Origin of the sequence: Parahaliea maris, assembly GCF_008064665.1 — a bacterium.
GTDB lineage: Bacteria > Pseudomonadota > Gammaproteobacteria > Pseudomonadales > Halieaceae > Parahaliea > Parahaliea maris.
On the sequence record NZ_VRZA01000003.1, the window covers coordinates 593,973 to 617,907 of the forward strand.

Below are 23,935 nucleotides of genomic sequence, written 5' to 3' on the forward strand. Positions count from 1 at the left end.
AAAAGGAGAGACTGTGAGATCAATTCGCTTACTGGGTGCCCTGTTGTGCGCGGGGCTGCTGCAGAGCCTGGCACCGGACCTGCGGGCCGAGGCGCTTACCCTCTATCTCGCGGGGGATTCCACCATGGCGCCTAAAGTGGCGGAGAAACGGCCGGAAACCGGGTGGGGCGAGGCCTTGCAGGCTTGGTTCGATGAGGGCGCCGTGCGAGTGGAAAACCACGCCCGCAACGGCCGCAGCACCCGCACGTTCATTGAGGAGGGGCGCTGGCAGGCCATCGTCGAGGCGCTGTCACCCGGTGACTACGTGTTCATCCAGTTCGGTCACAACGACGGCAGCGAACACAAGACCGATCGCTATACACCGCCAGCGGACTACCGCGCGAACCTGGTCCGCTTTGTGCGGGAGGTGCGGGACGCCGGGGGAAATCCGGTACTGATGACGCCGGTGATGCGCCGGCGCTACGACGAGCGCGGCAGCTTTTTCGATACCCATGGGCCCTATCCCGGGTTGGTGCGAACCCTGGCGTCCGAGGCGACGGTGCCCCTGCTGGACATGCACCGTGACAGTGGCGCGCTGTTGCTGGAGCGAGGCTCCGAGGCGTCGAGGTCCCTGTTTCTCATCCTGGCTCCGGGGGTATTCCCCAATTACCCGGATGGCCTGGACGACAATACCCACTTCTCTCCCGAGGGGGCGCGTATCATGGCCGGGATCGCCGTGCAGGAAATTCGCCAGGCCCTGCCCGAACTGGCGGCCCACCTGCGCGGCGGCGCCAACTGATCCTGCGTTGCTACCGCGGGTTCAGGGCGTGAGTAGGGCTTTCGCGCTGCGGTGCATCAAGGTCCGGAAGGCCTCCAGCTCCACCGGGTTGGCCGGATCGTAGTTACGCTCATCACCCAGCAATTGTGCGGTTGCGGTGTAATAGATAAAGCCCGCGCCCAGCAGGTGCAGCAGGTGCATCGGACTGGCCTCGGCAAACTCCCCGCTGGCCTGCCCCCGGCGGATGATTTCTTCCCATGCGGTGAGCGCTCCCGCCGAGTTGCGGATGGGCGCGCGGCTGTCGCTGTAACTGTTGGAGCTGGTGCGCAGCAGGATACGGGCAGCCGTTGGCCGCGCCACCAGAAAGTCCAGCCAGCCATCGAGCAGGTCCAGTAGCTGGTTTATGGCGTTCTCCCCCGGCCGCTGGGTGCCCTGGGTATGGCTCGACATCGCCGTAAATATGCGCTCCTCTACCGCGTCGTACAGTTCCTGTTTGCCGGCATAGTAGTAGACGATGGACGCGCGCTTGATCCCCACCGCCTGGGCCACATCTTCCAGCCGGGCAGCGGAGTAATCCTTTTCCGCGAATACCTGTTCGGCGGCATCGAGGATTCGCTCCCGTGTCTGCTCTCCCCGGCGGCTGGTTTTGGCCTGCATGATCGCTGTTCCTGTCACATTCGTCGCGCGCGACACGATTGCGTCCCGCTAGTTGGACAAAACTGTAACGTTTGCTGGCTTGTTAATCTACCTGCCTGCAGGTAGTTTTTATCTACCTGCGCGAAGGTAGATAAAAATGCAGGCCCCAGAATCCGGGTTCACCCGCGGCACCCAAGGCCAAGCCGCCCGCCCAAACTCCATTTAGAGAGGTCATCACATGAACACAGCCCGCAAGCTGCCCCCTGTCGCGTCGCTGAAACCCATCGCCTGTGCCTGCCTGCTGGCGGGGCCCCTGAGCGCCCCGGTGGCTGTGCTCGCTCAGCCGATGCTGGAAGAGATCGTCGTCACCGCCCAGAAGCGCGAAGAGTCGCTGCAGGATACGCCCATATCACTCGCCGCCCTCGGCAGCGATGAGCTGGAGACCCGTGGAATCGAGGATCTCACCGACCTGCGCAGCGTGGTGCCAAACCTGCAGCTGACACCCCACCCCAACAGCGCCGCCACTGCCCGCATCTACGTCCGCGGCATCGGCAACAGTGACGACCAGATTACCCAGGACCCGAGCGTTGCCGTCTATATGGACGGGGTCTACCTGGCTCGCACCCAGGGGTTGGCGATGGAGGCCGCCGATATCGCCCGTATCGAGGTGCTGCGCGGACCGCAGGGTACGCTGTATGGCAGGAACGCCACCGGCGGCGCCATCAACTACATCACCGAGACCCCCTGGGTGGGGGACTGGGGCTTCCGCCAGCAGTTCACCCTTGGCCGGCGCGATCTGTTCCGCAGCAAAACCACCGTCAATGTCCCGCTGGGTGACACGGTGGCGGCACGCTTCGGTTACGTGACCTCGCAGCAGGAGGGTTTTATCGACAACGCCGGTACTGGCGAGGACCGCTTCGGCGACCGCGATCGCGATGCCCTGCGGGCTGATGTGCTGTGGCAGGCGGCCGATCACCTGGAGCTGCGCTACGCTTTTGATCGCTCCAATATCGGCGATACGCCCGTCTATACTGCGGCGGTGCCTCTCTACCCCGAAACCGCGGCGCGCCCAGCGCAAGGCAATCCCGCCCTGCAGAACCTCGAGGCGAACGACGTGACTGCAGAAGGCCACAGTTTGATAGCGACCTGGGACGTGGGTGCCCATGCCACGCTGAAGTCGATCACTGCCTGGCGCTCGCTGGATAACTTCCAGAACATGGATTACCACACCGGTGTGTTTGGCCCGTTCCCGATCTTTCGTACCAGTTCCAATATCGAACAGGAGCAGTGGAGCCAGGAGCTGCAGTTGCTCGGTGAAACCGGCGACGGCGGGCTGCAGTACATTGTTGGCCTCTATTACTTTGACGAAGAGGGCAGCTACGACAGCGACACCCTGGTGCCGGTGAGTGGGATCCACAGCCTCAATGTGGGGGAGATTGGCAACGAGGCAGTGGCCGCGTTTGGCCAGGCTACCTGGACCCCGAATGTGCTGGACCAACGCCTGCACCTGACCCTGGGCCTGCGCTGGTCAGAGGATCAGCGTGAGGCCAGCAAGTCGGAGGCGATCCAGCCCATCGGCGTCGATCTGGTTATCCCGCGCGGAGAGGGGGCCGGTGACAACACCTTCACCAATACCAGCCCGTCGCTGGTGCTCGCGTACGACCTCAGCGATAACGTGAACGTGTATGCCAAGATGGTGGAGGGCTATAAAACCGGCGGATTCAATACCCGCTCCAGTAGCATTGAGGCCTTTGAACGCGGTTTCGGTGAAGAGACCCTGGTGTCCTGGGAACTGGGCGCCAAGATGGAGTTGTGGGAGAGCCGACTGCGCCTGAACATGGCGGCATTCCAGGCGGATTACGACGATATCCAGATCAACGTGCAGTCCGATCCCGAGGATATCAGCGTGACTGACGTGCTGAACGCGGGTGAGGCGACCATTAGCGGGTTTGAACTGGATGCCACCGCGTTGCTAACCGGGAGCCTGAGCGTCAACCTGCGCTACGGCTATCTCGACGCCGAGTACGACAAGATCACAGACGCCACCGGCGCCGATCTCAGTGACCAGTTCCGCTTTACCCAGAGCCCGCGCCATTCTGTCACCGCAGACCTTGACTACACCCTGCCGCCGCTGCCCTTCGGCGAACTGCGGGCCAACCTCAACTACGCCTGGCAGGACGACAAGTACACCAGTAGCACCGCCGATTCCGGCGAATACATTGTGGGTGATTACGGTTTGCTGAATGCAAGGCTGACACTGTCCGCCCTGCCGGTACCCAGTGGCGAACTGCGCGTTGCCCTGTGGGGGAAAAACCTGGAGGACAAGACTTACTACATCGCCCATTTCAATGCGGGCGTGCCCACCGCCATGTTTGGTGAGCCGCGTACCTACGGTGTTGATGTGATTTACGAATACTGATCGTAGATCTCTGGAGAGTGAGCCCGTCGACAGCCCGGGTTCGCTCCCCATGGTTCAGCGGGGCCATAGCGGACGGCCTGCCAGGGCGGCCAACAAGGCTGGTCGCAACCGCTTTCGTTGTTATTGCAAATAAAACTCATTATCATTAAGTGCTTGGCGCGTGGCACCATCGCTTCGTGTGTCGTTGATGATTAATGGGGATCTCTCTGTGTTCGGATGGATAGGGCTGGCCCTCGGTGTCGCGGGTGTCGCCGGGCTTTACAGCTCCTGGCGCAAGCTGTCGCTGTCAGGCCCCCAGGTGGTTGCCGCCGGCTGGCTCATGGTTGCTGCCTCCCTGTGGGCCTGGACGGCCGAGGCCGGCAAGCAGGCCATCTTCTCCGTCTACCGAATCCATTTCGGTCACTTTGGTGGCATGCTCGTGAAAGTGGCCAACCTCATCCTGGGGCTGGCGCTGCCGGCCACGGCAGTGTTCTGGCTGGCGTTGGTTGCGGCCTGCATTTACGCACGAATCGTCGACGAAGACCTCCGCGCCCGTCGCAACCTGTTGTGGGCCGGCGCGTCGGTCATGCTGGTGTTGGTGGCCGGGCACGTGGCTCGTTATGGTCTGGATGCGTTGGGTGGGGCTGCCCTGTGGGTCAACCTCAGCACCCTGCTTGCAGGGGTGGCGTTTGCGCTTGCTGCCCTGCGCCCGACAACCCGGCTCGCCCTGGTAACAACTGCCGGGGCAGTTTGAGCCGGTTCTGGCAGACACCTCCGCAATGCACCCTTGGCCCCGATTGGCTCTTGAGCTAGGCTGGTTCGGATTGACGGTGCACTGATCGCAGGAGGCGCGAAACTTGGGTAAACAGGAACCGCGTCTGGCGAATCCGCCTTCTCCCTTACGGGTGAGGCCGCCCGGTACCATTGCTCTCTACTGCCTGTTGGCGCTGGCAGTCATGTACACCCTGTACTTTGCCCGCAGTCTGCTGATTCCGGTGGTAGTAGCGCTGCTGTTTTCCCTGTTACTCAGCCCATTGGTACAGGCACTAAAGCGCTTTCACATTCCCCGCAGTATATCCGCCATCGTTCTCCTGACCTGTATCGGTGGCCCCATTGGCCTGCTGGGGGTCGAGCTCGCCGAGCCGGCGCAAAAGTGGGCCAAGCGCCTGCCGGAGCTGGGCCTGGAGTTGACGGAAGAGCTGGACTCCCTGACCGAATCCCTGGCGCCCAAAAAGGAGGATGTATCAGCACCCGCTCCGGCGGCGCAGGAGGAAGAGCAGGGTTTCAATTTTTTCGGCTGGTTTTCCGATGAGGATGAGCCGAAGGCCGAACCGGCTCCCCAGTCCGTGGCGCCCCAGCCCGCACAGGGCGCGGTGACCGAGCGGTTGCTGCAGGGTGGGCTGGAACTGGTGGTGTCCTTCGTCAGCGCTGCGCCACTGGTGCTGGTGCAATTGCTGACCTTTATCATCCTGGTATTGTTCCTGCTGAGTTTCGGGCCGCGAGTGTGGCAGCGTGCCATCGAACTGTTTCCCCGGGTGCGTGACAAGCGCCAGGCCGGCCTGGTGGTGGCCAGGGTCCAGCGTGAGTTGTCGCGCTACATTGTTACCGTGAGCCTGATCAATACCGGGCTGGGCATTGTCACCGCCGCGGTGCTCTGGCTGCTGGGGGTGGAAGATGCCCTGTTGTGGGGGGCCCTGGTCGGGCTGCTCAACTTTGCGCCGTATGTCGGACCCCTGGTGTCAGTGTGCGTGCTGTCGCTGGCGGGGCTGGTGCAATACGGGCTGGAGTGGGCGGCCCTGATTCCCATGGTCAGCTATTTCTGCATCAACCTGGTGGAGGCGCAGTTTGTGACACCCCTCGTGCTGGGGCACAACATGCGCCTGAATCCCTTGCTGCTGGTGCTCTGGTTGATTGTCTGGGGCTGGCTCTGGGGGGCGGCGGGCGTATTGCTGGCGGTGCCGTTGCTGGTCTGCCTGAAGCTGGCAGCCCAGCAACTCAACGTGCTGGACTACTGGGTGCAGCTGATCGAGACGCGCGCTTGAGGGCTTTGGCCGCCTTGCGGTCGGGATTGGAGAGCAGCAGGACCAGTGGCATGGCGAGCAGGTTGATCAGCATCAGCATGTAGAAATCATTCACGTACGCGATCTCCGCCGCCTGCCGGCTCAGTTCGTGGGTAATGGCGGCCGGCATGGCGAGCAGGCTGTCTGCGCTGTGCAGGGCAGCCGCCAGGTCAGGGGACGGCTGGATCCTGGCGCCCAGTTCCTGCTGGTTGATCCACAGGCTGCGCGAAAGTACGGCCATCACGATGGATACACCGATACTGCTGCCGAGGTTGCGCGCCAGGCTGAACAGGCCGCTGGCCTCGTTGCGCAGGGCCGGGCTGAGTGTGGCGAAAGCCAGCGTAGAGGTGGGCACCATGACCAGGCCCAGGCCCAGGCCCTGTAGCAGGCCGGTGATGATGATGTCCCGCTCGCTCACTTCCATCGTGAAACCGGACATGTAGTACAGGGCGTAGGTCACCAGGCTGATGCCTGCCAGCATCACCACCCGGGCGTCGAAGTAGCGCAGGAAGCGCGCGACCAGCAGGCTGGAGATCATGGTGCCGATGCCGCGCGGCATCATCAGCATGCCGGCGCCAACGGCCGTGTAACCCTTCCACTGCTGCAGGAAGGGCGGCAGCAGGGCCATGGTGGCCAGCAGCACAATACCCATCACAAAAATAAACAGCAGCCCGGCGACCAGGTTGCGGTCGCGGAACAGGGCCGGAGACAGGAACTTGTTCTCGCTGGTCGCGCTATGGACTACAAACAGGTACAACCCGAGTCCCGCCATCAGCGCGTAGAGCTGGACTTCCAGCGACTCGAACCAGTCCACGTGCTCGCCCCGGTCCAGCAGCAACTGCAGGGTCGCCACGGCGAGGGCGAGATAGGCAAAACCCCAGTAATCGAAGCGTTTCCTGCTGGTGTCGGAATCTGGCATCGACAGGTAAATGCCGATCATGGAGAGCACCCCCAGGGGCACGTTGATGTAGAACACCCAGCGCCAGGAGTAGGAGTCGGTGAGCCAGCCGCCCAGGGTCGGGCCGAGGATCGGGCCCACCATCACCCCGACGCTCCAGATGCCCATGGCGGAGGCGAGTTTCTCCTTGGGGAAAATGTCCAGCAGGGTGGCCTGGGAAAGGGGCACCAGGGATGCGCCGAACACGCCCTGCAGCATCCGCCAGAACACCATTTCGTTCAGTGAACTGGCCTGGCCGCAGAGCATGGAGGTGATGGTGAAGCCGCCTACCGACCAGAGAAAGACATTGCGACGTCCGAAGCGTTGGGCCAGGTAGCCCACCGGCAGGGTCATGATGGCCGTGGCGACAATGTAGGAGGTCAGTACCCAGGTGATCTGGTCGACACCCGCGCCAAGACTGCCCCGCATGTGCGGTAGCGCCACGTTGGCGATGGTGGTGTCCAGTACCTGAATGATAGTCGCCAGCATGGTGCTGGCGGTGATCATCAGGACATTGCCGCGACGTTCGGTCACTGGCTGAGCACAACCTGTGATGTCGTGCTGGCGAGTGCCGCACCAGGACGCTCTCCGGGTGAGCCAATGTCGATGCGTACTTCGGCACTCATTCCGGCGCGCAGCGGCAGCTGCTCACCATCGGGCGCCGTCAGGCGCAGGCGCACCGGCACCCGCTGTACCACTTTGACCCAGTTGCCGCTGGCGTTCTGGGCCGGAATCAGCGCGAATTCTGAACCACTGGCCGGGCTTACGCTGTCAACGGTCGCCTCCCACTTTACGCCGGGATAGGCGTCGATCGTCACGGTGGCCTTCTGGCCGGCTGCTACACCCGCGAGCTGGGTTTCCTTCAGGTTGGCTTCTACCCAGGTATCCTCGGTGCTGAGCATGTTGATGAGGGTGAGTCCCGAGGGCGCCATCTCACCGACCTTGGGAACTTCGTTGGCGATCAGGCCATCTACCGGTGCGTAGATCTCGGTGCGGGACAGCTTGTAGCGTGCGTTGTCGAGCTGGGCCTGGGCGACTTTCAGGTCGGCCTGGTCTTCCAGCGGCGTGGTGTTGTCGCCACCCAGTTCGGCGGCGAGGCTGGACAGCTTCTCGCGATTGATGGCGATCTGGGAGTGGGCGCGCGCCAGTTGCTGGCGCGCTTCGTCAAGCTGTGCCTCGGAGATGGCAATGGGGCCCATTTTCTCGTTGCGGCCGAGCTGTCGCTGGTAATAGTCGGCGTCGCGTTGCGCCTGCTGCAGGGCCGCTTCAGCCTCGGCGTAGTCTGCACGGCGCGACAGTAATTCATTCCGGACCTGGTGCAGGTGCGCTTCGGCCTCTGCGACAGCCAGGCGGAAGGGCGTGTCTTCCAGCCGCGCCAGGAGCTGCCCGCGCGCTACGCGCTGGTTCGCCTCGACGGGCACCTCCGCAACAATGCCGCCGACGTCGGTGGCCAGCGACAGAATGTCCGCCTTGATATAGGCGTTCTCCGTGTGCACGCTACCGCGCCCGCCAAAGGTCAGCCAGGCGGCGACAGCGGCGGCGGTGACAACGCCGGCGCTCAGTCCGAAACGGCGTAGAGCGGCTCTGGATGATTTGCTCACGGTACTACTTCTCCTCGCAGCTCAGGTTCTGGCGAACCCGGCTCAATAAATACTGTAACTGGTTAACTTCCTGCTCACTGAGGCCGTGCATGGCCTGTTCCCGGGTTTCCTGCGCCAGTTCACGCAGTACCGCCAGTGCTGGCTGCGCCGCCTCGGTCAGGTAAATGCGGAAGCAACGGCGGTCCTGCTCGTCACGCTGGCGCTCTACCAGGCCTTCCTGTTCCAGGTTGTCGAGCTGGCGGGTGAGGCTGATCGGGGCAACGTCCATGCGCTCGGCGAGTTCGGCCTGCTTCATGCCCTCTTCCTGAGCCAGGTGCCACAGCACCTGCCAGCGCGAACGGCTCAGGCCATGCTCCTTGGCGCGGCGGTCAAAGTTCCGCCGCAACAGACGGGCCGAGCTGTGCAGCTCGAAGCTCATCGTTGCGGAGTGGTCTTTGGCGTTCATTTGTAACTTTCCTTACATAAGGCGTCGCTTATTATAAGCATGCTTATTAAATATGCAAGTGGCGGGGTCGATTGGGGCTCTTATGGGCAAGCTGGTGGTGAAAGCCACTGGATGAGAGAACCTGAGGCAACAGGATGCGTAAGATGCCTGTCCCCAATCAATCCACTCTGCCGGATGGTCGTCGCCCCTCCACTTCCCAGCCCCCCTCAGGGAATCTAATTGATTAAATATTGAGCACCGTCAATGCAGTCTGTGTAATTCCTGTCACCCTGTACTTACGATTAGGTGCACCAGAGGTGGCCGATTATGCGGGCTCGCGACCTGTTTCGAGTTTTTGCATTGTGTATGTTGCTGCTGGGGATCGGCGTTCGAGCCGCAGTTACCGTCCCCACTGACGTACAGCAGCCTGGCACCCAGCCGGGCGAAGTAGCTAACCTGGAGTCTCCCGATAAATGCGACAACTGCCACGGCGGCTACAACTCCGCGGTGGAGCCGGCCCATAACTGGCGCGGTTCAATGATGGCGCACGCGGGGCGCGACCCGATTTTCTGGGCCACCCTCGCCGTGGCGGAACAGGATTTCGATGGCGCCGGGGATCTCTGCCTGCGCTGCCACAGCACTGGCGGTTGGCTGGCGGGGCGCTCCACGCCCACCGACGGTTCGGGTCTGGCCAGCGGTGACTCGGACGGCGTTGAGTGCGACTACTGCCACAAGGTGACCAACCCGGACAACTCGGAACACATGGGCGTGATGAATCCGCCCTTTGTCGCCAATGATGAGTCCGAGGGCTACTACGGCTCTGGCATGAGTTCGATGTGGGGCGGCAACGAGAAACTCGGCCCCTTCGCCGATGCCGAACCCAAACACCAGTTCATGATGTCGCAGTTCCACCGCAGCGCCGACTTTTGCGGCACTTGCCACGACGTGTCCAACCCGGTGGTCGGCGACCTCGCGCATAACCAGGGCGCTCAGCCCACCGCCGACCCCGTGGTCGCCTCGGGGGAGCTGGGCGGTTCCGTGGAGGGCAAGGCGGCCTTCAACAACCCGCCCTACAAATACGGTGTGGTGGAGCGCACCTTCAGCGAATACCGTTCGGGGCAGGTCTCGACCACCCTGGTGAAGGATTATCCCTCGCTGCCCGCGGACCTGCGCGGGGGCGCGCTGGAGGCGGCCTATGCCGCAGCGGCCGCGGCCGGCACTATCGATTACGAGGACGGCACACCGCGCTACTACACCTGCCAGAGTTGCCATGTGCGCCCGGTCACCGGCACGGGCGCCAACAAGCGCGGTATCCCGCTGCGTACGGATATGCCGCTGCACGATATGACCGGCGGCAATTACTGGATGCCGGTAGTGATCGATTACCTCAACGCTCGAGGGCAGCTGCGGCTCGGCGGGAACATGGCGCAGGCGAGCCTGGACGCCATGCACGACGGCGCCCTGCGCGCGCGGGAACAGCTCGACCTGGCGGCCACCCTGCAGCTGCAGGGTAATACACTGAAAGTAATTAACCACACCGGGCACAAGCTGATCTCCGGTTACCCTGAAGGCCGCAGGATGTGGCTCAACATCAAATTCTATGATGCTGGCGGGACGCTGGTGGACGAGATCGGCGAGTACGGTCCGATCTCGGTGAGTGATCCGCTGGTGGACGGCGAGACCATTCACTCCATCCTCGATCTCGATGATCCGCGCAACCGCATTTACGAATCCCACTACGGCTTGACCCAGGGCTGGGCCTCGCAGCTCATCGGCCACGGCTACGACAGCGGCCTGGTGCTTGCGTACGACCGCATTACCGGTGCGCCGCTCGAGACCCTGGGGCAGCTGGCGGCGCGGGCGGCCGGGGAGGCTGAGGAGAGCTTCCACTTCGTGCTCAACAACGTTGTGGTCAAGGACAACCGGATACCGCCTTACGGGTTCAGATACGATGAGGCGCGCAAGCGCAACGCCCTGCCGGTGCCTGATACCCGGTACGGCGGTGTGCCCGGAGGCATCTACGAGTACTGGGACGATCTTGATATTGGCGCGATGGCCGCGGCGGTCGGGGCCAGCTCCGCCGTGATCGACCTGCTCTACCAACCTACCAGCTGGGAGTACATCCAGTTTCTTGCCCACGCCAACGAAGGCAGCAATGCATTCCTTGCCGACGAGGGCCTGAATCTGCTGGACGCCTGGCTTAACGCGGGCGACGCCACCACGCGGATGGCTCAACCACACGTCATGGCCTCAGCCAGTTGGGGGGAGGTGCCGGCGACCTGCGATGCACCGGTGCCGGTGCTGGATGCCGCGGCGGGGGGCAACAAGCAAGTGGTTCTCGCCTGGCAGTCACTGGCGCAACTGCCACCGGAGTACGCTGATTACCAGTTCGGCCTTTACTACGACCAGGCTGGCAAGGCCCAGGCAATCGCATCTCAGCCCTGGGATAGCGGCAGCTATACCGACACCGGCCTGAGTAACGGCCAGCAGTATTGCTACAAGTTGAATGTGGAAGTGACGCTGGTTGACGGTTGCAGCGCACAGTCCGGCTTCAGCAACATTATCTGCGCCACCCCGGGCGCTTCGGGCCAGGCGATTATCGGCGTGCTCGATACCCTGCAAACCGGCCGTTGGGTTACCAGCGGCAAGGGAAAAAATGCGCAGACGACCTTTGAAATCACCGACACTTTCGTCGCCGGCGATGCCGTAATAATCCAGGGTGTCGCTGAGAGTGGGGAAGCCGTACCTGCTGGGGCGGTCGTGCGTGTGAGTATCAGTGACGGCAGTGCAGTCGTCGCCAGCCTGGAGTCGAATCCGGTTGATTCTTCAGGTGGCTTCGAACTCAGCTGGCAGACACAGGCACCTGACAGGAAAGGAAGGGGCGGCTCTGCTGCGGGCAGCTATACCGCCACAGTCACCGATGTCTCACTCAGTGACTATGCCTGGGATGCTGTGGCTGTCAGTGTGAGCTTTACCCTGCAGTAAACGGGGTTTACGCGGGGTAGCTCTGACGTGATGGAATCTTTACCGGCACCTGTGTGACGGATGTGTGGTACGGCGGCGCAGTCAAAACTCGAACTTTACGACCGCGTCCAGTAACCCGTTGATGACGACAGGAATGTAGACAGCCCCCGTGCTGCCCGGCTCTGCCGATGGGCAGGCAACCGGCCGGCCGTTCAGCCAGACCTCACCCATGATTGATTCATTGCGATCAAAGGCAATGCCTCGGTATTCGGCTTGCAGATCGTTCCCCTCTGCGCAATACCCTTCACTGAATAACAGATAGCGGCGCGATTCATCGGGACGCCACACCTCAAATCGGCGGGCCACGGGAGTGTCGTCGGTCGACAGTAGCGCCACGACCTGGACATCCCGGTCGGTGTAGAAAAACGGCACGGCAATTCCCGTCGAAATGCCGTACTCGGCGGCATTCCGCGCACGTAGAAAACCCGTGGATTCGGCGAGATTGTTCATGATGACGGGGGTAGCCTGTTGCCACGCGGTGCCGGGCAGGCCGCGCCCGTACATGATGCTCAGTCGCTGGGAGACGAACGCGAGTTTCTCCATGGCGCCGTAGTAGCCGTCATTGAGACGCAATTCCTTGTCGTAGTAGTCGTGGTTGTGCCACACCTCCACGGCCCCGGAAACCTGGTCATCAGCGGCGAAGAACAGCACCACCACGCCCAGTAAGAATTCGCCTGCAAATACCGGGATCGACAGGCCGCATTCCAGGCCGGCATTCTCCGCCAGGTCCCTGCGTTTGAAATGGGCGGAATTGAGGTCGGTCCAGATCAGGGGGCGGCGCGCGGCCCAGGTAATTCCCGGCAGACCTTCATTGACGCCAAACTGCATGGCCTGGCTTGCTTTCTGAAATTCCTGCAAATTCTCGCCATAGTTGCTCCCGAAATGCGCAGAACTCAATACCAGTGCGCGACCGGTCAGGTCTGGCTGCCAGACCTCGGCTGCCTTTATCAGATATTTCATTCCTTCACCCTTTGACGGAAACCCGGGTAACACAGTTTGTGGGTTCGACAGGCTCACGGGAACTCACATGCAAAAGGGCCGCCATAAATCGATTCTGGAGACTGAGCAGGCGCGTTTTAATCTCAGCGCACGAGTAAGCGCCACGATTCGGTGTTGCCAGGTCACGCCCGTCTCTCCCGTTGCACCAACATCGGTCGGGAAATGTACTGTACTAGGGGGCGCGCACCGAAATTGTTCGTACAGGCGTCTACAACTTCGCGGCGATCAGGGTCACGTAAAGCCTGAGGGGGCCATTGCGTAGCACAGGAATCAGTGGTGGCGAAACACCCTGGAGTTGAAGGGCTGCCATAGATCCTCTGGCTGCCGCAGGCGGTCGGCAATCAGGTACCACACGGTGGGGTTATGCGTCAGCCCACAGTGGCTGCCGGGTACCTCGATATTCTGGGTTTCCGGGTGATCCTTTTTCTGGATGCTTGTGCGCCAGTTCACGATACCGTCACCGCGGGTATAGATGGAGGTCGTCGGTACGGGCGGCGCGACCGCCAGTTTCTCCTGCCTCGCCAGATGCTCGGGGTCGGCTTCCCGCCCGGGGTTGAGTCGCTTGAACAGGTGGTGCACGTTGGAGCCCCGGTCCCGACCAGCACCGAATGGGGAGCCCAGCGTTATCACCTGGCGAACAACCCCCGGATTCTCGCGCGCGATTTCCCTGGCGTAAATGCCGCCCAGGCTATGCCCTATCAGCGATACCTTGCCGCCACTCTGGCGCTCGAGGCGGCGCACTGCTGCGGCGATCTCCCGAAGTGAAATATTGCCCGGTCCCAGGTTGCGGCCGAGGTTCCAGCCGTGGGCACGGTAGCCGAGTTCGCCGAGGAACTTGAGCAGGGAGCGATTGTAGGGGTCGTCACTCATAAAGCCGGGGAGCACCATGACGGCGTGACCATCACCCTTGGGGCCCCGCCTCAAAAGCGGTTTGGTGAGCCGTAGTGTGGCGGCCTCGACCATTACGCGGGGCGCTTCACTCAGTGCAAGAGACCAGTGTGGCGGGCGCATTTATTTTCCCTTTTTGTTGCTGCGGCGAGCGGGTCTGGCGGCGGCTATGAGTTCATCGATCGCACTTTGCAGGCAGTCCCTGTAGAACCCCGGGTCGGGCATCATGTCGCGGCAGGCGGTGGCCGAGACGACAAACTGGCCGCAATAGCTGCTGATGACGTGAAACAGGCCGAGCCCATCCTGTACCGGGCCGGTGCCGTAGTTGGCGATCATTCGGGCGCCCGTACTGTACAGGGGGATTGCGGGCCCCGGCACATTGGTGACCACACAGTTGAAGGTCGGCTTCATACGGCTTATCAGGCCCCAGCGGCTGGCCAGTCGGGCGGCCTGGGCTGTGAGCATGGACGGTATGAACTGGCTGTAGTCTGTCATGGCCTTGGCACCAATGGCATTGACCAGTTCCTTGGCGTCCCGGGTGCTGTCGCGCACCGCCTTGAGCCGCTCCAGAGGCGCCTCTACATCGGAATGCAGGGCAACCGTGAGGGCCGATATGATATTGCCGCCGGTTTTGTCATCGTCGGAGCGTACGTTAACTGGCGCCATGGCTACCAGTGAGTCGGCGGGCAGTTCATCGTGCGCGCTGAGATATTTGCGCAGGGCCCCCCCGACAATGGCCAGTGCCACGTCGTTCACCGTGGCGCCGGGCAGCGCGTTCTTGACCGCCTTGATATCGTCCAGGTCCACACTGACAGCCTGGAAGATCCGGTGCGGCGACACCTTGCCACTAAAGCGCGTGCGCGGCACTTTACCGGCGGTGCGCAACTTGCCCTGGCGGGTCGCGTTGTAGGCGCGGGCAAAGCCCGGCACGGTGTTGCGGGCGACACTCAGGAAGCGGAAGGGTTTCCTCACGCCGTTGATCTGCGCCTTGACCAGCAGTCCAAGGCTGCTGGGCTGGCGGTCCACCTCAACGATGGCGGGTTCGCGGGAGGCTTTGTAGTCCGGTGAGAGGTCGTGAATTGCGGCGGTGATTTCCATGCCTGAAGTGCCGTCGATGGCGGCGTGGTGAGTCTTGGTAAATACCGCGAAACTGTTCCTGGGTGCGCCTTCGACCTTGTCCAGGCCCTCAATCACGTACACCTCCCACAGGGGCCGGTTGCGGTCCAGCGGCCGGGCATGCAGGCGTGAGATCAGAATACACAGCTGGCGCCAGTCGCCTGGCTTGGGCAGCGCAATGTGACGAATGTGGAATTCGGGATCGTAGAAGCCGTCGGCCACCCAGTAGGGGTGATCGAGGTTCAGGGGGACTTCGACCAGCTTCCGCGTCATCGCGGGGATAGGCTGCAAGCGCTGGCTGTAGTTCTGGATAACGTCCTTGAACCGGACCTTGCCTCCGGGCGAGGTTGATTGATCGTAAATCGCCAGCCCGGAGATGTGCATGGGCGCATTCGGCGTTTCCAGATACAGAAAGGACGCGTCGAGCCCGGTTAATTGGTGCATAGCTGTGCCTCATTGACCCGCTCGCGGCCCGGGTGAACCGGTTTCAAGTACCCTCCGCTCCCCGCGCTTACTTCTCCTGTTACTGCGGGTCACCCGATTTCGCGAGGTGAAGAATTCGTCGCTGTCCAGCGAGCATACCACAAGTTCAAAAATTAGAAATCCCGGTATTTCAAGAGAAGGTCCCACGCGCCATCACCTGCGAGCCACAGTGCGCGGTCCTGCGGGAGCTGGATCCTGCGAGTGCAGACTACTTGGTGAGCGCGCAAGCCCCGCCACACTTTGCAGAACCAGCTTGACCACTTCCCCCTGCCGACTGAGCCCCGTCTTGGAGTAGATGCGTTTGCAGTAGCTGCGCACACTGTTTTCCGATACATGCATGGCCGAGGCTGCCTCCGCGAGGCTGAGTCCGTCCGCCAGCATGGTGGCCAGGGTTGCCTCGGTGGGGGTCAGGCCGAACAGCTGCGCGACCAGGTTGCGGGGCGCCAGCTGGTGGCGCGCCGGATCGGAAAGATAAACGACCAGGGCAGGTTGTTGTGGGCCGGACAGTGTCGATATTCCCCGCAGGCCGCGCATCAGCAAGCCGAGCGCAGGTTCACTGTTGCGGGGGATGGCCATCACTTCACACGTGGGATCTGCCTTTGCCATTACCGCCTCGAAATGCCCGGCAAGCACCTGTTGCAGTGCCACATCCTGCAGTTTGATGCGGTTGCCGATGATCGAGATTTCATCGCAGTCTGCGATCAAGGCTTGCGCTGTCGCGTTGCAGCTGACGACGCGGGCCTGTGTGTCGAGCACCAGCGCGCCGATCGCCATCTGTTCCAGCGCGGTTTGATAGACCTGGCGCTCGGTTTCGGAGTGCTGGATACGGGCCAGCAGACGCAGCGCACGGCGCATGGGTGCATAGAGTGCCTGAAAGGCCTGCGCTTCTTCCCGGCTGAAGTCCCCCTGCGCCTCATTGCGCACCACCGACAGCCAGATTGCCATCCCGCCAGGTTCGTCGATGCCCAGGCACAGGGCAAAGTCAAAGCCGACGGGTTGGCAGAACTCGCGGTAGTAGGGTGTTTCGACAAACTGTTCCCGGCTGATGAAGTCGGTCCAGCGGTAGACGGTTCCCGGCTGCATTTCTTTGTAGTCGAAAGGGTTGTCGCGGTAGTAATGCCTGGCGTTGTGCTCTCGTAGCACCTCCACATCCCAGTCGTTATCCGAGACATCCAGGCCGCACTCGCCGGGGCCGGGCAGGCTGAGGTAGAGACTGCACCCCACCACGTTAAAGCGCTGCCGTATGCGAGCGACCAGTCCCTGCCAGGGCAGCTCCTCGAGCGGTCCTTCGTAAATGTCTTCCAGCAGTGCCTGATCGACCAGCGACACGCCCATTTTATACTCCCGCCGTGCTCAACAGATTGCCACCATATGGTAGCTGAGGGGGTGGCAGTGTGCGGGCATAATTCGCCCAACTTCAATGGCTGGAGGCCCTGTTATGACAGGCGAGGATGTATTGCTGTCCCACATTGACTTTGCCCACGATGCCCTGCCGGACCTGCACCGAGTTCTCGACAGTCTGCGCTGTCACGGGCCGGTGGTCCGGGTGAAGTACCACGGCGAGCCGGTCTGGCTGATCCTGCGCAACGCCGAGTTGCGCCAGGCGTTTTCCGATGAAGAGCACTTCCAGGCGGAGGTGGCCTACCGGATTCACTCCGAACCGGCGATGGGCAAGACCATTCAGACCATGAGTGGCAACGAGCATCGGGTCAACCGCACGCTGGTCTCCAACCCTTTCTTCCCGAAGCAGGTGCGGGCGGTGGTTGAATCGCTGCTGGAGCCTGAGGCGCATCGTTTTGCCGATCGGATTTCGGGGCGGGAATCGGTAGATCTGGTGCAGTCCTACGCGCGGCCTTATCCGTACTCCATCATTACCCGAATGCTGGGAATTCCCACCCACGACGAGGCAAAATTCCTGGAGTGGGCGCTCAAGCTGATCGACTTCCCCTGGGATCCGGAAGGGGCGTTGAAGGCGCGCGCCGAATTCAGCGAGTACATGGCCCCGATCATTGACGCGCGCAGGCACCATCCCGAAGATGATGTACTGTCGATACTGGCGACCGCCGAGTTCGAGGGCAAGCGGCTGGACAATGAGGAGATCCTCGGATTTTGCCGATTACTGTTTCCCGCCGGCTCGGATACCACGTATAAAAACCTCGGCAGCCTGCTGACCTACGTCCTGAATGATCGGGCGCTGGTGGAGCGGGCGCGCGGCAGCGATGCCGACCGCGAAAGCATCGTTCAGGAGGGGCTCCGGATCGAGCCGCCCGCTGCGTTGTTGCCGAGGATGTGCAGCAAGGAGGTGCACTTCGGGGGTGTGGACATGAAAGCCGGTGATTGGGTGCTGTTCGGCATTACCGCCGGTAACAGCGACCCGGAGGTGTTCGATAATCCCCGCACCTTCGACCCGGATCGAAAAAACAAGAACCTTGCGTTTGGACACGGAGTCCATTTCTGTCTCGGCTCCCACCTCGCCAGGCGGGAGTTGGAAACTTCGCTCAAGGTGCTGTTTTCGCGCTTCCCGGGCATGCGCCTCATGCCGGGGCATAACGTGGAAATCCGCCAGGCAGTGGTACGCGGGCCCACAGAGCTGTGGGTTCAACCTGGTCCCGACTCCGCTGCCGGAGCGGCTGCCTGAAGCACGGTACAACCTGTTTGTGGCAGTTAGAGTAAAGTATTTCCACTGTTTTCGATGGACTGCGCGGCGACATATTCAGGTGTTAAAGTGAGGGCTCCTCGGTTGTCATTCGGGTGTGCCCCATGGAAAAAATCCCCAGTGCTGTTATCAACCCCCTGAAGTCACTCAACCTGCTGTCCCGGGCAGAGATCGAGGGGCTTACCGGCAGCCGGGGAGAGTTGTACAAATTGTTTCGCAGCTGTGCGCTGGCCATTCTCAATACCGACAGCGCCAAGGACGACGCCGCCGAAATTTACGCTGACTATTCCGATTTCGACATCCGGGTGGTGCCCCAGCCCAGGGGGCTGCGCCTGGAGCTGGCCAATGCGCCCGCCCAGGCCTTTGTCGATGGCCGCATGATTCGGGGGATACAGGAGCACCTGTTCTCGGCCCTGCGGGATATCGTCTATACCGATTTCAAGATTCTGGCGACCCAGGAGTCGCCGCCGCTCCCGGCCGACACCACCAATATGGTGTTTCGGATCCTGCGCAACGCCCGCATCGTGCAACCGGATATCCACCCCAAGCTGGTGGTGTGCTGGGGCGGTCACTCGATTCCCCGGGAAGAGTACGATTATGCCAAGGAGGTGGGTTACGAATTGGGCCTGCGTGGCCTGGACATCGTCACCGGCTGTGGCATTGGCGCCATGAAGGGGCCCATGAAAGGAGCGGCGGTAGGGCATGCCAAGCAGCAGATCAAGGATGGGCGCTACATCGGTATCAGCGAACCGGGCATCATTGCTTCAGAGTCGCCTAATGCGATCGTCAACGAACTGGTGATCATGCCGGATATCGAAAAGCGGTTGGAAGCCTTTGTGCGTCTCGCCCACACCATTATCGTTTTCCCGGGTGGCGTCGGTACCGTGGAAGAGGTGCTCTACCTGTTGAGCATCCTGATGCACGAGGACAATCGCGGCGCGGTACCCCTGGTGTTCGCCGGTCCGGAAACCTGCCGCGGTTATTTCGAGCAACTGGACGGCTTCCTGGTCGATTGCCTGGGCGAGGGGGTGCGGGATTACTACCAGCTGATTATTGGTGACGCCGCTGGCGTGGGGCGCGCAGTGAAGGAGTCGATAGCAGAGGTGCACAACCGGCGCCGCGAGTCTGGCCAGGCCTATTACTACAATTGGGACCTGGTGATAGATCCGTCACTGCAAGTGCCCTTTGTACCCACCCACCAGAACATGGCTGGCCTCAACCTGTCTTCCGGGCTGCCACCGGCAGAGCTCTCCAGCCAGCTGCGCCGGGCGTTCTCCGGGCTGGTGGCGGGCAACGTAAAGGCTTTCGGGATCGAGCAGGTGCGCCGTCACGGCCCCTACCGGTTGCATGGCGAACCCGGGCTGCTGCGTTCGATGGACTCGTTGCTGCGCATGATGGTGCGCGAGCAGCGGATGAAGCTCGGTGAGTGTGAGAGCGACTACCGGCCCTGTTACCAGTTGGCCTGAGTCGTCCGCGATTTCTGTTCAGACATTTTCCAGTGCCGGCGTGCTGCCGCCCTGTAACAGCTTGATGCGATTTTCCAGCCAGCCCTCCAGCCAGAAGTTGCCGGTAGTGCGAAATCCCTGGGCGGTTTCGAGCAGGCGCTGGTGAATGTGTATCGAGAGTTCTACCGCTTCGGGGTGTTCCGGCTCCGCCCCCAGCACAATGTCCAGCAGGTGCAGGGCGGCTTCTGGTTCGCCGCGGTTGAAGCGCTCTCTCGCGCGGGCTACCAGGGCGGTGCTGCCGGCCAGTTCGAGCAGGTCAGTATGGATTTCCGATGCGGGGACGCTGTACAGCTCGGTAGTGGACTCGTGCTTGAACCAGCCGGCGTAATGCTCCCAGATGGCGCGCACGCTCCAGCTCACCTTGCCGTAGCCTTCTCCCACTTCACACGCCGCAGGCAAGGTGATTTCCTGCTGTAGCTGGTGCAGGGGCCTGCCGGCATTCATCCCTTCCACCACGGCATCGTGGACATGGAGGATGGCGTCGCGGTAGGCGGTGAGTTCGGTCAGGATCACCTCTGAGCCGATGATAGGGTCGTGGTGGCCGTAGAGAATGGTCTCTGGTTCCAGGTCCATCACCACCTGTGCGGAGTCTGCGCAAACCAGCGCATCCCGGTAGCGGTCACCCCGGATGGTTACCAGGTTGGGAAAGTGGCCGAAGGGACAGCCGAACAGATTGCCGGTGAGGACAATACGCTGTTCGGGTAGCCAGACGACGAGTGAGTCATTGGTCTCTGCGCCGGGCACCGCGATCAGCTCCAGCTTTAGTCCGCCGAGTTCCAGCGCCAAGCGCTGCTCAAATGCCTGATCCGGAGTGGGGTGGTCCTGGGGGTTGATGTCGGTGTAGCCCGCGGCGGCGTAACCCCTGAACAGCTCGGCAAACTCGGCCTGGAAGCGAAAGGCTGAGCGGGCGGCCCGGAAGGGTTGCAGGCGTGCATCGTAGGCCTGGTGCTCGCTGTTGCCGGCCTGGGCGATGTACGCAAGGCCCGGGTGGCGGTCGCGGAAGTACTGTACCCCGCCTACGTGGTCGACATGGCCCTGGGTGGTAATCAGGTATTTGATGTCGCCGTGGCTGTGCCGCTTGAGGTTGTGGTCAATCACCGGTGCTTCGAAGCCCATGCCGCTGTTGACCAGGATGTTCCCTGCAGGTGTTTCGATCAGGTATACGTTGGAGCAGGCCTCCGCCAACACGATGAAGTCGTTGATACGGCGGCAGCGCTGGTCGAAGGTGGCCGCAGCGGGAGCTACAGGGCGGGATTTATAGATTGGATTGCGCATCGCTAAGTCCTTGGCGGGTTCAATTCAGTCCTGGCAGTCCACCAGAACTTTTACGGCTTCATCGGGGCGCTGGGCCTGGGCAAAGGCGTTGGTGAATTGCGACAGTGGAAAATGGTGGCTGACCAGGGGGCGCACATCGACTTCGCCCGAACTCAGCATGTCGATCACCTGCGGGAACTCCACCGGGTATTCCATGGCTGCGGTGATCTGTAGTTCGCGCATCAACAGGTTGACCATATCCAGTTCCACGGGCACGAAGTGCACACCGACCACCACAATGCGCGCCCCCTTGCGGGCGGTACTGCAGATCTGCCTGAAGACCGGCCCTGCACCGGTGGCCTCGATGTAAACATCCGTACCCGGTTGCTCACCGAGGCGCGGATCGTTGATGACCGTGCCATGAAGGCCCTGGAGGTGTCGGGCGAGAGCTGAGGGATCGTCATTGGCCCTGAGTGCCTCCAGCCCCAGTTGGCGGGCGACCTCGAGGCGGTGGTCCGAGCGGTCTATCACGCACACCTTCTGAGCGCCGAGATGGCGGGCGCCGATGGCTGCGGCAAGGCCCACGGGTCCCGCCCCCAGCACCACCACCTTGTCACCGCTTGTGATGCGGCCCTGGTTGGCGGCATGCATGCCTACCGACAAGGGTTCCACCAGTGCACCGGTCGCGAAGTCCAGTTGCTCGGGCAGTGTGAAAACGGCACCCGAGTCAGGAGTGACATTACGGACCTGCACCAGCGGTGCGAAAGCCCCCCGTAGACCATCGCTACCGATACCGTTGCCGTCGGCCTCCGGATTGACCACTACCCGGTCCCCAGCCTGCAGATGGACAACCTGTTCACCCACAGCCTCGATAACACCGGAGAATTCATGGCCGAAGGCAAAGGGGGAATGGGCGCCGGGCAGCCCCCCCAGCCGGGCATAGCTCAGGTCGGAACCGCAGATGCCACAGTTTACGACGCGGACGAGCACGTCACAGGGCCCCACCTCGGGGGTGGTAACGGTGTCGAGGCGGATATCGTCCGGTCCGTGGATGCGGGCAGCAATCATGGTAGCCATGGTCGTTTTCATTATTAATGAGGTCGCATTAATAATAGGGAGGCGCCGAGCTATCGTCAATGTGCGGGGCCCGGTGCGGACAAGCTGGGGTAGACTGTGGTTCTCGCGCATAGACCAGGAGAGTTGTTTTGGCCGACCCTTCATCGCCAGAGGCGGATTCCGACGTCCCTATTGACACCAGCCGCATGACCTCGGTGGAACGCTCCTTTGTCCGCATGGCCCTGTGGCAGAACGTGTTGGCCCTGGTGGGTATCGTGGTGGGTGTTATTGCGCTCTATGCAGCCATCACGGAGTCCGCCGCTGTCAGGCAGCAGACCGCGGCGTCGGTGTGGCCCTTCCTGCAATTCTCTATCCAGGACCACGACTCTGCCGAGAGCGCGAGCTTTGCCTTTCAGTTTGCCAATGTCGGCGTGGGGCCGGCACGGGTGGCGCAGTTGCAGCTATTGGCCGCCGGTGAGCCGATAGCCGACCTTGAAGGTTTGATCGAAGCCGCGGGCGGGGGTGAGTTGGCCAGCCTGTCGCGTAACTACATCAGCTACCGGGTGGTCAGCCCCGGTGAGACGATTGAGGCCTTGAGTACGCACGACGCGGCGCTGGCGCGCAAGTTACAGCAATTGGTGGCGAACCCGGAGAGTGCGGTGCGCTTCTGCTACTGCTCGATTTTCGATGCCTGCTGGGAGGTCGACAGCCGGGTCAGCCTGCACCATCCGGCGCCGGTGCCCGAGTGCCCGGATTACGGAGAGGACCGCTTTGCGCTGTAGTGCCCGAGGACGGGATCAGGCAGCGGCGGTGGCGATGTCACGAATCCGCGCCACCATGGCCCGCAGGCCGTTACCGCGGGTCGGGGAGAGGTGGTTCAGCAGGTCCAGCTGATTGAAGTAGCCGTCGATGTCGAAGGACAGTATCTCTGCCGGGGCCTTGTTGTTGTAGGCGGCGAGCACCACGCCCAGTAGCCCCTTGACGATAAACGCGTCGGAGTCCACGTCGAGTTGCAGGCGGCCGTCTTCCAGCCGGGTGTCGATCCATACCTGGCTCTGGCAGCCTTTGATTTTGCGCTCTTCCGTATGCAGATTCTCGGCCATCGGCGGCAATTCCTTGCCCAGGTCGATGATGTACTTGTAGCGCTCTTCCCAGTCGTCAAAGAAGGACAGGGTGTCGACGATGTCGTCTGCGGTGATGCTGTTGCCGAAGGGGTTGTCACTCATCAAAACATTCCGGTCTCGAGCTGGGCTTCCTCGGACATCATCTCGCGGCTCCAGGGTGGGTCGAACACCAGTTCAACCGCCACGTCCTTCACGTGGGGAACTTGGGACACACGGTATTTCACGTCACCCACCAGTACCGGCCCCATGCCACAACCGGGCGCGGTGAGGGTCATGTGAATGGTAACCCGGCCGCTGGCCTGGTCGATGTTCAATTCGTAGATCAGGCCGAGGTTGACCAGGTCGACGGGCACTTCGGGATCGTAGACCGTGTGCAGCGCTTCCCATACCTGGGCTTCACTGATCTTGCCGTCGGCCGGGGACTCGAAGGCCAGTTTCAGGGGCTCCAGGCCCAGGGCGTCAGCATCGGTACCGTCGACCCGGACCATATTGCCGTTGAAGATCACCGTGTAGTTGCCGCCCAGTGACTGGGTGAGGGTGACGAAGGTGTGGGCCGGTATGGTGACCGGGTCGCCGACGGGAACCAGCCGTCCGGGGCAGTCCCGGCGGGTGGTGAGCATGGTGCGTTCCTGGGCGCTCATCGGACGACAGACCTCAGTTGACAGTGAAGCTTTCACCGCAGCCACAGGCGGCAGTGACATTGGGGTTGTGGAACTTGATGGTGCGGTTGATGCCTTCTTTCTCGTAGGCAATTTCGGTGCCCTGCAGCACCGGCAACGACGCGGGGTCGATGTACACTTCCAGGCCGTTATCCAGGTTCATCACCAGGTCGCCGGTTTCGCTGTGTTCGACCTCGTCCATCACGTACATGTAGCCGGTGCAACCGCTCTCCTTGACGCTGATGCGCACACCGCGACCGCCGTGTTTTTCCAGCTGTTTCTTGAGGTGTATCGCTGCCGCCTCCGATACGTGGATGGCGTCGCGGGTCACGTCAAAACTTTCTACCGACATGTAAAA

21 protein-coding genes are annotated in these 23,935 nt (G+C 62.0%); 8 read left to right on the forward strand and 13 right to left on the reverse strand.

The genetic code is table 11. The annotated features are described in order from the left end of the window. Positions 1 to 13 precede the first annotated feature (13 nt). Positions 14 to 778 carry a rhamnogalacturonan acetylesterase gene (locus tag FV139_RS11025; RefSeq protein ID WP_213004083.1) on the forward strand — a complete coding sequence of 255 codons (765 nt, stop codon included), beginning with the start codon at positions 14 to 16 and terminating at the stop codon, positions 776 to 778. Between the two features lie 21 nt (positions 779 to 799). On the opposite strand, the gene FV139_RS11030 is transcribed toward FV139_RS11025, so the two are convergent. Beyond that, positions 800 to 1,414: a TetR/AcrR family transcriptional regulator gene (locus tag FV139_RS11030; RefSeq protein ID WP_148068474.1), complete on the reverse strand. Its 615-nt coding sequence runs from the start codon at positions 1,412 to 1,414 to the stop codon at positions 800 to 802. A 217-nt stretch (positions 1,415 to 1,631) separates the two neighbouring features. On the opposite strand from FV139_RS11030, the gene FV139_RS11035 reads away from it, so the two are divergent. From FV139_RS11035 to FV139_RS11045, 3 genes are all read left to right on the forward strand, one after another. Next, on the forward strand, positions 1,632 to 3,812 hold the full coding sequence (locus FV139_RS11035; protein WP_213004084.1) for a TonB-dependent receptor: 2,181 nt from the start codon (positions 1,632 to 1,634) through the stop codon (positions 3,810 to 3,812). A gap of 208 nt (positions 3,813 to 4,020) precedes the next feature. After that, the gene (locus tag FV139_RS11040; RefSeq protein WP_148068475.1) at positions 4,021 to 4,545 is read left to right on the forward strand and encodes a hypothetical protein; all 525 of its coding nucleotides are present in this window, start codon (positions 4,021 to 4,023) and stop codon (positions 4,543 to 4,545) included. Between the two features lie 103 nt (positions 4,546 to 4,648). Beyond that, positions 4,649 to 5,833 carry an AI-2E family transporter gene (locus tag FV139_RS11045; protein WP_235898623.1) on the forward strand — a complete coding sequence of 395 codons (1,185 nt, stop codon included), beginning with the start codon at positions 4,649 to 4,651 and terminating at the stop codon, positions 5,831 to 5,833. On the opposite strand, the gene FV139_RS11050 is transcribed toward FV139_RS11045, so the two are convergent. The 3 genes from FV139_RS11050 to FV139_RS11060 are packed head-to-tail and all read right to left on the reverse strand — an operon-like array spanning position 5,787 to position 8,834. After that, the gene (locus FV139_RS11050; RefSeq protein ID WP_235898624.1) at positions 5,787 to 7,322 is read right to left on the reverse strand and encodes a DHA2 family efflux MFS transporter permease subunit; all 1,536 of its coding nucleotides are present in this window, start codon (positions 7,320 to 7,322) and stop codon (positions 5,787 to 5,789) included. The genes FV139_RS11045 and FV139_RS11050 overlap by 47 nt on opposite strands. Next, the gene (locus tag FV139_RS11055) at positions 7,319 to 8,389 is read right to left on the reverse strand and encodes an HlyD family secretion protein (protein ID WP_213004085.1); all 1,071 of its coding nucleotides are present in this window, start codon (positions 8,387 to 8,389) and stop codon (positions 7,319 to 7,321) included. Before FV139_RS11055 ends, FV139_RS11050 begins: the two co-directional genes overlap by 4 nt. Positions 8,390 to 8,393: 4 nt before the next feature. Further along, positions 8,394 to 8,834 carry a MarR family winged helix-turn-helix transcriptional regulator gene (locus FV139_RS11060; RefSeq protein WP_148068476.1) on the reverse strand — a complete coding sequence of 147 codons (441 nt, stop codon included), beginning with the start codon at positions 8,832 to 8,834 and terminating at the stop codon, positions 8,394 to 8,396. A gap of 306 nt (positions 8,835 to 9,140) precedes the next feature. On the opposite strand from FV139_RS11060, the gene FV139_RS11065 reads away from it, so the two are divergent. Next, complete coding sequence (locus FV139_RS11065) at positions 9,141 to 11,798, forward strand: hypothetical protein (protein WP_148068477.1); 2,658 nt, start codon at positions 9,141 to 9,143, stop codon at positions 11,796 to 11,798. Positions 11,799 to 11,879: 81 nt separating this feature from the next. On the opposite strand, the gene FV139_RS11070 is transcribed toward FV139_RS11065, so the two are convergent. The 4 genes from FV139_RS11070 to FV139_RS11085 all read right to left on the reverse strand — a co-directional run bounded on the left by FV139_RS11070 (position 11,880) and on the right by FV139_RS11085 (position 16,658). Continuing rightward, complete coding sequence (locus FV139_RS11070) at positions 11,880 to 12,797, reverse strand: GAF domain-containing protein (RefSeq protein ID WP_148068478.1); 918 nt, start codon at positions 12,795 to 12,797, stop codon at positions 11,880 to 11,882. Between the two features lie 309 nt (positions 12,798 to 13,106). Beyond that, complete coding sequence (locus FV139_RS11075; RefSeq protein ID WP_213004086.1) at positions 13,107 to 13,706, reverse strand: alpha/beta fold hydrolase; 600 nt, start codon at positions 13,704 to 13,706, stop codon at positions 13,107 to 13,109. Between the two features lie 141 nt (positions 13,707 to 13,847). Then, entirely contained in the window at positions 13,848 to 15,284 is a 1,437-nt protein-coding gene (locus tag FV139_RS11080; protein WP_148068479.1) for a WS/DGAT/MGAT family O-acyltransferase, read from the reverse strand. A 192-nt stretch (positions 15,285 to 15,476) separates the two neighbouring features. After that, positions 15,477 to 16,658 carry a helix-turn-helix transcriptional regulator gene (locus FV139_RS11085; RefSeq protein WP_148068480.1) on the reverse strand — a complete coding sequence of 394 codons (1,182 nt, stop codon included), beginning with the start codon at positions 16,656 to 16,658 and terminating at the stop codon, positions 15,477 to 15,479. A gap of 103 nt (positions 16,659 to 16,761) precedes the next feature. Here FV139_RS11085 and FV139_RS11090 point away from each other — a divergent pair, with 103 nt between their 5' ends. Both FV139_RS11090 and ppnN read left to right on the forward strand, forming a co-directional pair. Next, positions 16,762 to 17,961: a cytochrome P450 gene (locus FV139_RS11090; RefSeq protein WP_187276487.1), complete on the forward strand. Its 1,200-nt coding sequence runs from the start codon at positions 16,762 to 16,764 to the stop codon at positions 17,959 to 17,961. A 122-nt stretch (positions 17,962 to 18,083) separates the two neighbouring features. Then, complete coding sequence (ppnN, locus tag FV139_RS11095) at positions 18,084 to 19,445, forward strand: nucleotide 5'-monophosphate nucleosidase PpnN (protein WP_148068482.1); 1,362 nt, start codon at positions 18,084 to 18,086, stop codon at positions 19,443 to 19,445. Between the two features lie 18 nt (positions 19,446 to 19,463). Here the strand turns inward: ppnN and FV139_RS11100 are convergent, their stop codons facing one another. Continuing rightward, positions 19,464 to 20,759, reverse strand: a complete 1,296-nt coding sequence (locus tag FV139_RS11100; protein WP_148068483.1) for an alkyl sulfatase dimerization domain-containing protein — start codon at positions 20,757 to 20,759, stop codon at positions 19,464 to 19,466. A 24-nt stretch (positions 20,760 to 20,783) separates the two neighbouring features. Continuing rightward, positions 20,784 to 21,815 carry a zinc-dependent alcohol dehydrogenase gene (locus FV139_RS11105; protein WP_187276488.1) on the reverse strand — a complete coding sequence of 344 codons (1,032 nt, stop codon included), beginning with the start codon at positions 21,813 to 21,815 and terminating at the stop codon, positions 20,784 to 20,786. A gap of 128 nt (positions 21,816 to 21,943) precedes the next feature. On the opposite strand from FV139_RS11105, the gene FV139_RS11110 reads away from it, so the two are divergent. Then, entirely contained in the window at positions 21,944 to 22,576 is a 633-nt protein-coding gene (locus FV139_RS11110; protein ID WP_148068485.1) for a hypothetical protein, read from the forward strand. A 15-nt stretch (positions 22,577 to 22,591) separates the two neighbouring features. Here the strand turns inward: FV139_RS11110 and FV139_RS11115 are convergent, their stop codons facing one another. From FV139_RS11115 to FV139_RS11125, 3 genes are read right to left on the reverse strand one after another with little or no spacing between them, the layout of a single operon-like run. After that, the gene (locus FV139_RS11115; protein ID WP_148068486.1) at positions 22,592 to 23,020 is read right to left on the reverse strand and encodes a SufE family protein; all 429 of its coding nucleotides are present in this window, start codon (positions 23,018 to 23,020) and stop codon (positions 22,592 to 22,594) included. Continuing rightward, positions 23,020 to 23,559, reverse strand: coding sequence for a putative Fe-S cluster assembly protein SufT (gene sufT / locus FV139_RS11120; RefSeq protein ID WP_148068487.1), 540 nt, complete (start codon positions 23,557 to 23,559; stop codon positions 23,020 to 23,022). The genes FV139_RS11115 and sufT overlap by 1 nt, the downstream gene beginning before the upstream one ends. 13 nt (positions 23,560 to 23,572) lie before the next feature. After that, positions 23,573 to 23,929, reverse strand: a complete 357-nt coding sequence (locus FV139_RS11125) for a HesB/IscA family protein (RefSeq protein WP_148068488.1) — start codon at positions 23,927 to 23,929, stop codon at positions 23,573 to 23,575. Positions 23,930 to 23,935: the final 6 nt, after the last annotated feature.

Coding starts and splice junctions, on each gene's coding strand:
- FV139_RS11030 (WP_148068474.1), bottom strand. CDS start 1,414: ATGCAGGCCAAAACCAGCCGCCGGGGAGAGCAGACACGGGAGCGAATC.
- FV139_RS11035 (WP_213004084.1), top strand. CDS start 1,632: ATGAACACAGCCCGCAAGCTGCCCCCTGTCGCGTCGCTGAAACCCATC.
- FV139_RS11060 (WP_148068476.1), bottom strand. CDS start 8,834: ATGAACGCCAAAGACCACTCCGCAACGATGAGCTTCGAGCTGCACAGC.
- FV139_RS11065 (WP_148068477.1), top strand. CDS start 9,141: ATGCGGGCTCGCGACCTGTTTCGAGTTTTTGCATTGTGTATGTTGCTG.
- FV139_RS11070 (WP_148068478.1), bottom strand. CDS start 12,797: ATGAAATATCTGATAAAGGCAGCCGAGGTCTGGCAGCCAGACCTGACC.
- FV139_RS11075 (WP_213004086.1), bottom strand. CDS start 13,706: ATGAGTGACGACCCCTACAATCGCTCCCTGCTCAAGTTCCTCGGCGAA.
- FV139_RS11080 (WP_148068479.1), bottom strand. CDS start 15,284: ATGCACCAATTAACCGGGCTCGACGCGTCCTTTCTGTATCTGGAAACG.
- FV139_RS11085 (WP_148068480.1), bottom strand. CDS start 16,658: ATGGGCGTGTCGCTGGTCGATCAGGCACTGCTGGAAGACATTTACGAA.
- FV139_RS11090 (WP_187276487.1), top strand. CDS start 16,762: ATGACAGGCGAGGATGTATTGCTGTCCCACATTGACTTTGCCCACGAT.
- ppnN (WP_148068482.1), top strand. CDS start 18,084: ATGGAAAAAATCCCCAGTGCTGTTATCAACCCCCTGAAGTCACTCAAC.
- FV139_RS11100 (WP_148068483.1), bottom strand. CDS start 20,759: ATGCGCAATCCAATCTATAAATCCCGCCCTGTAGCTCCCGCTGCGGCC.
- FV139_RS11105 (WP_187276488.1), bottom strand. CDS start 21,815: ATGGCTACCATGATTGCTGCCCGCATCCACGGACCGGACGATATCCGC.
- FV139_RS11115 (WP_148068486.1), bottom strand. CDS start 23,020: ATGAGTGACAACCCCTTCGGCAACAGCATCACCGCAGACGACATCGTC.
- sufT (WP_148068487.1), bottom strand. CDS start 23,559: ATGAGCGCCCAGGAACGCACCATGCTCACCACCCGCCGGGACTGCCCC.
- FV139_RS11125 (WP_148068488.1), bottom strand. CDS start 23,929: ATGTCGGTAGAAAGTTTTGACGTGACCCGCGACGCCATCCACGTATCG.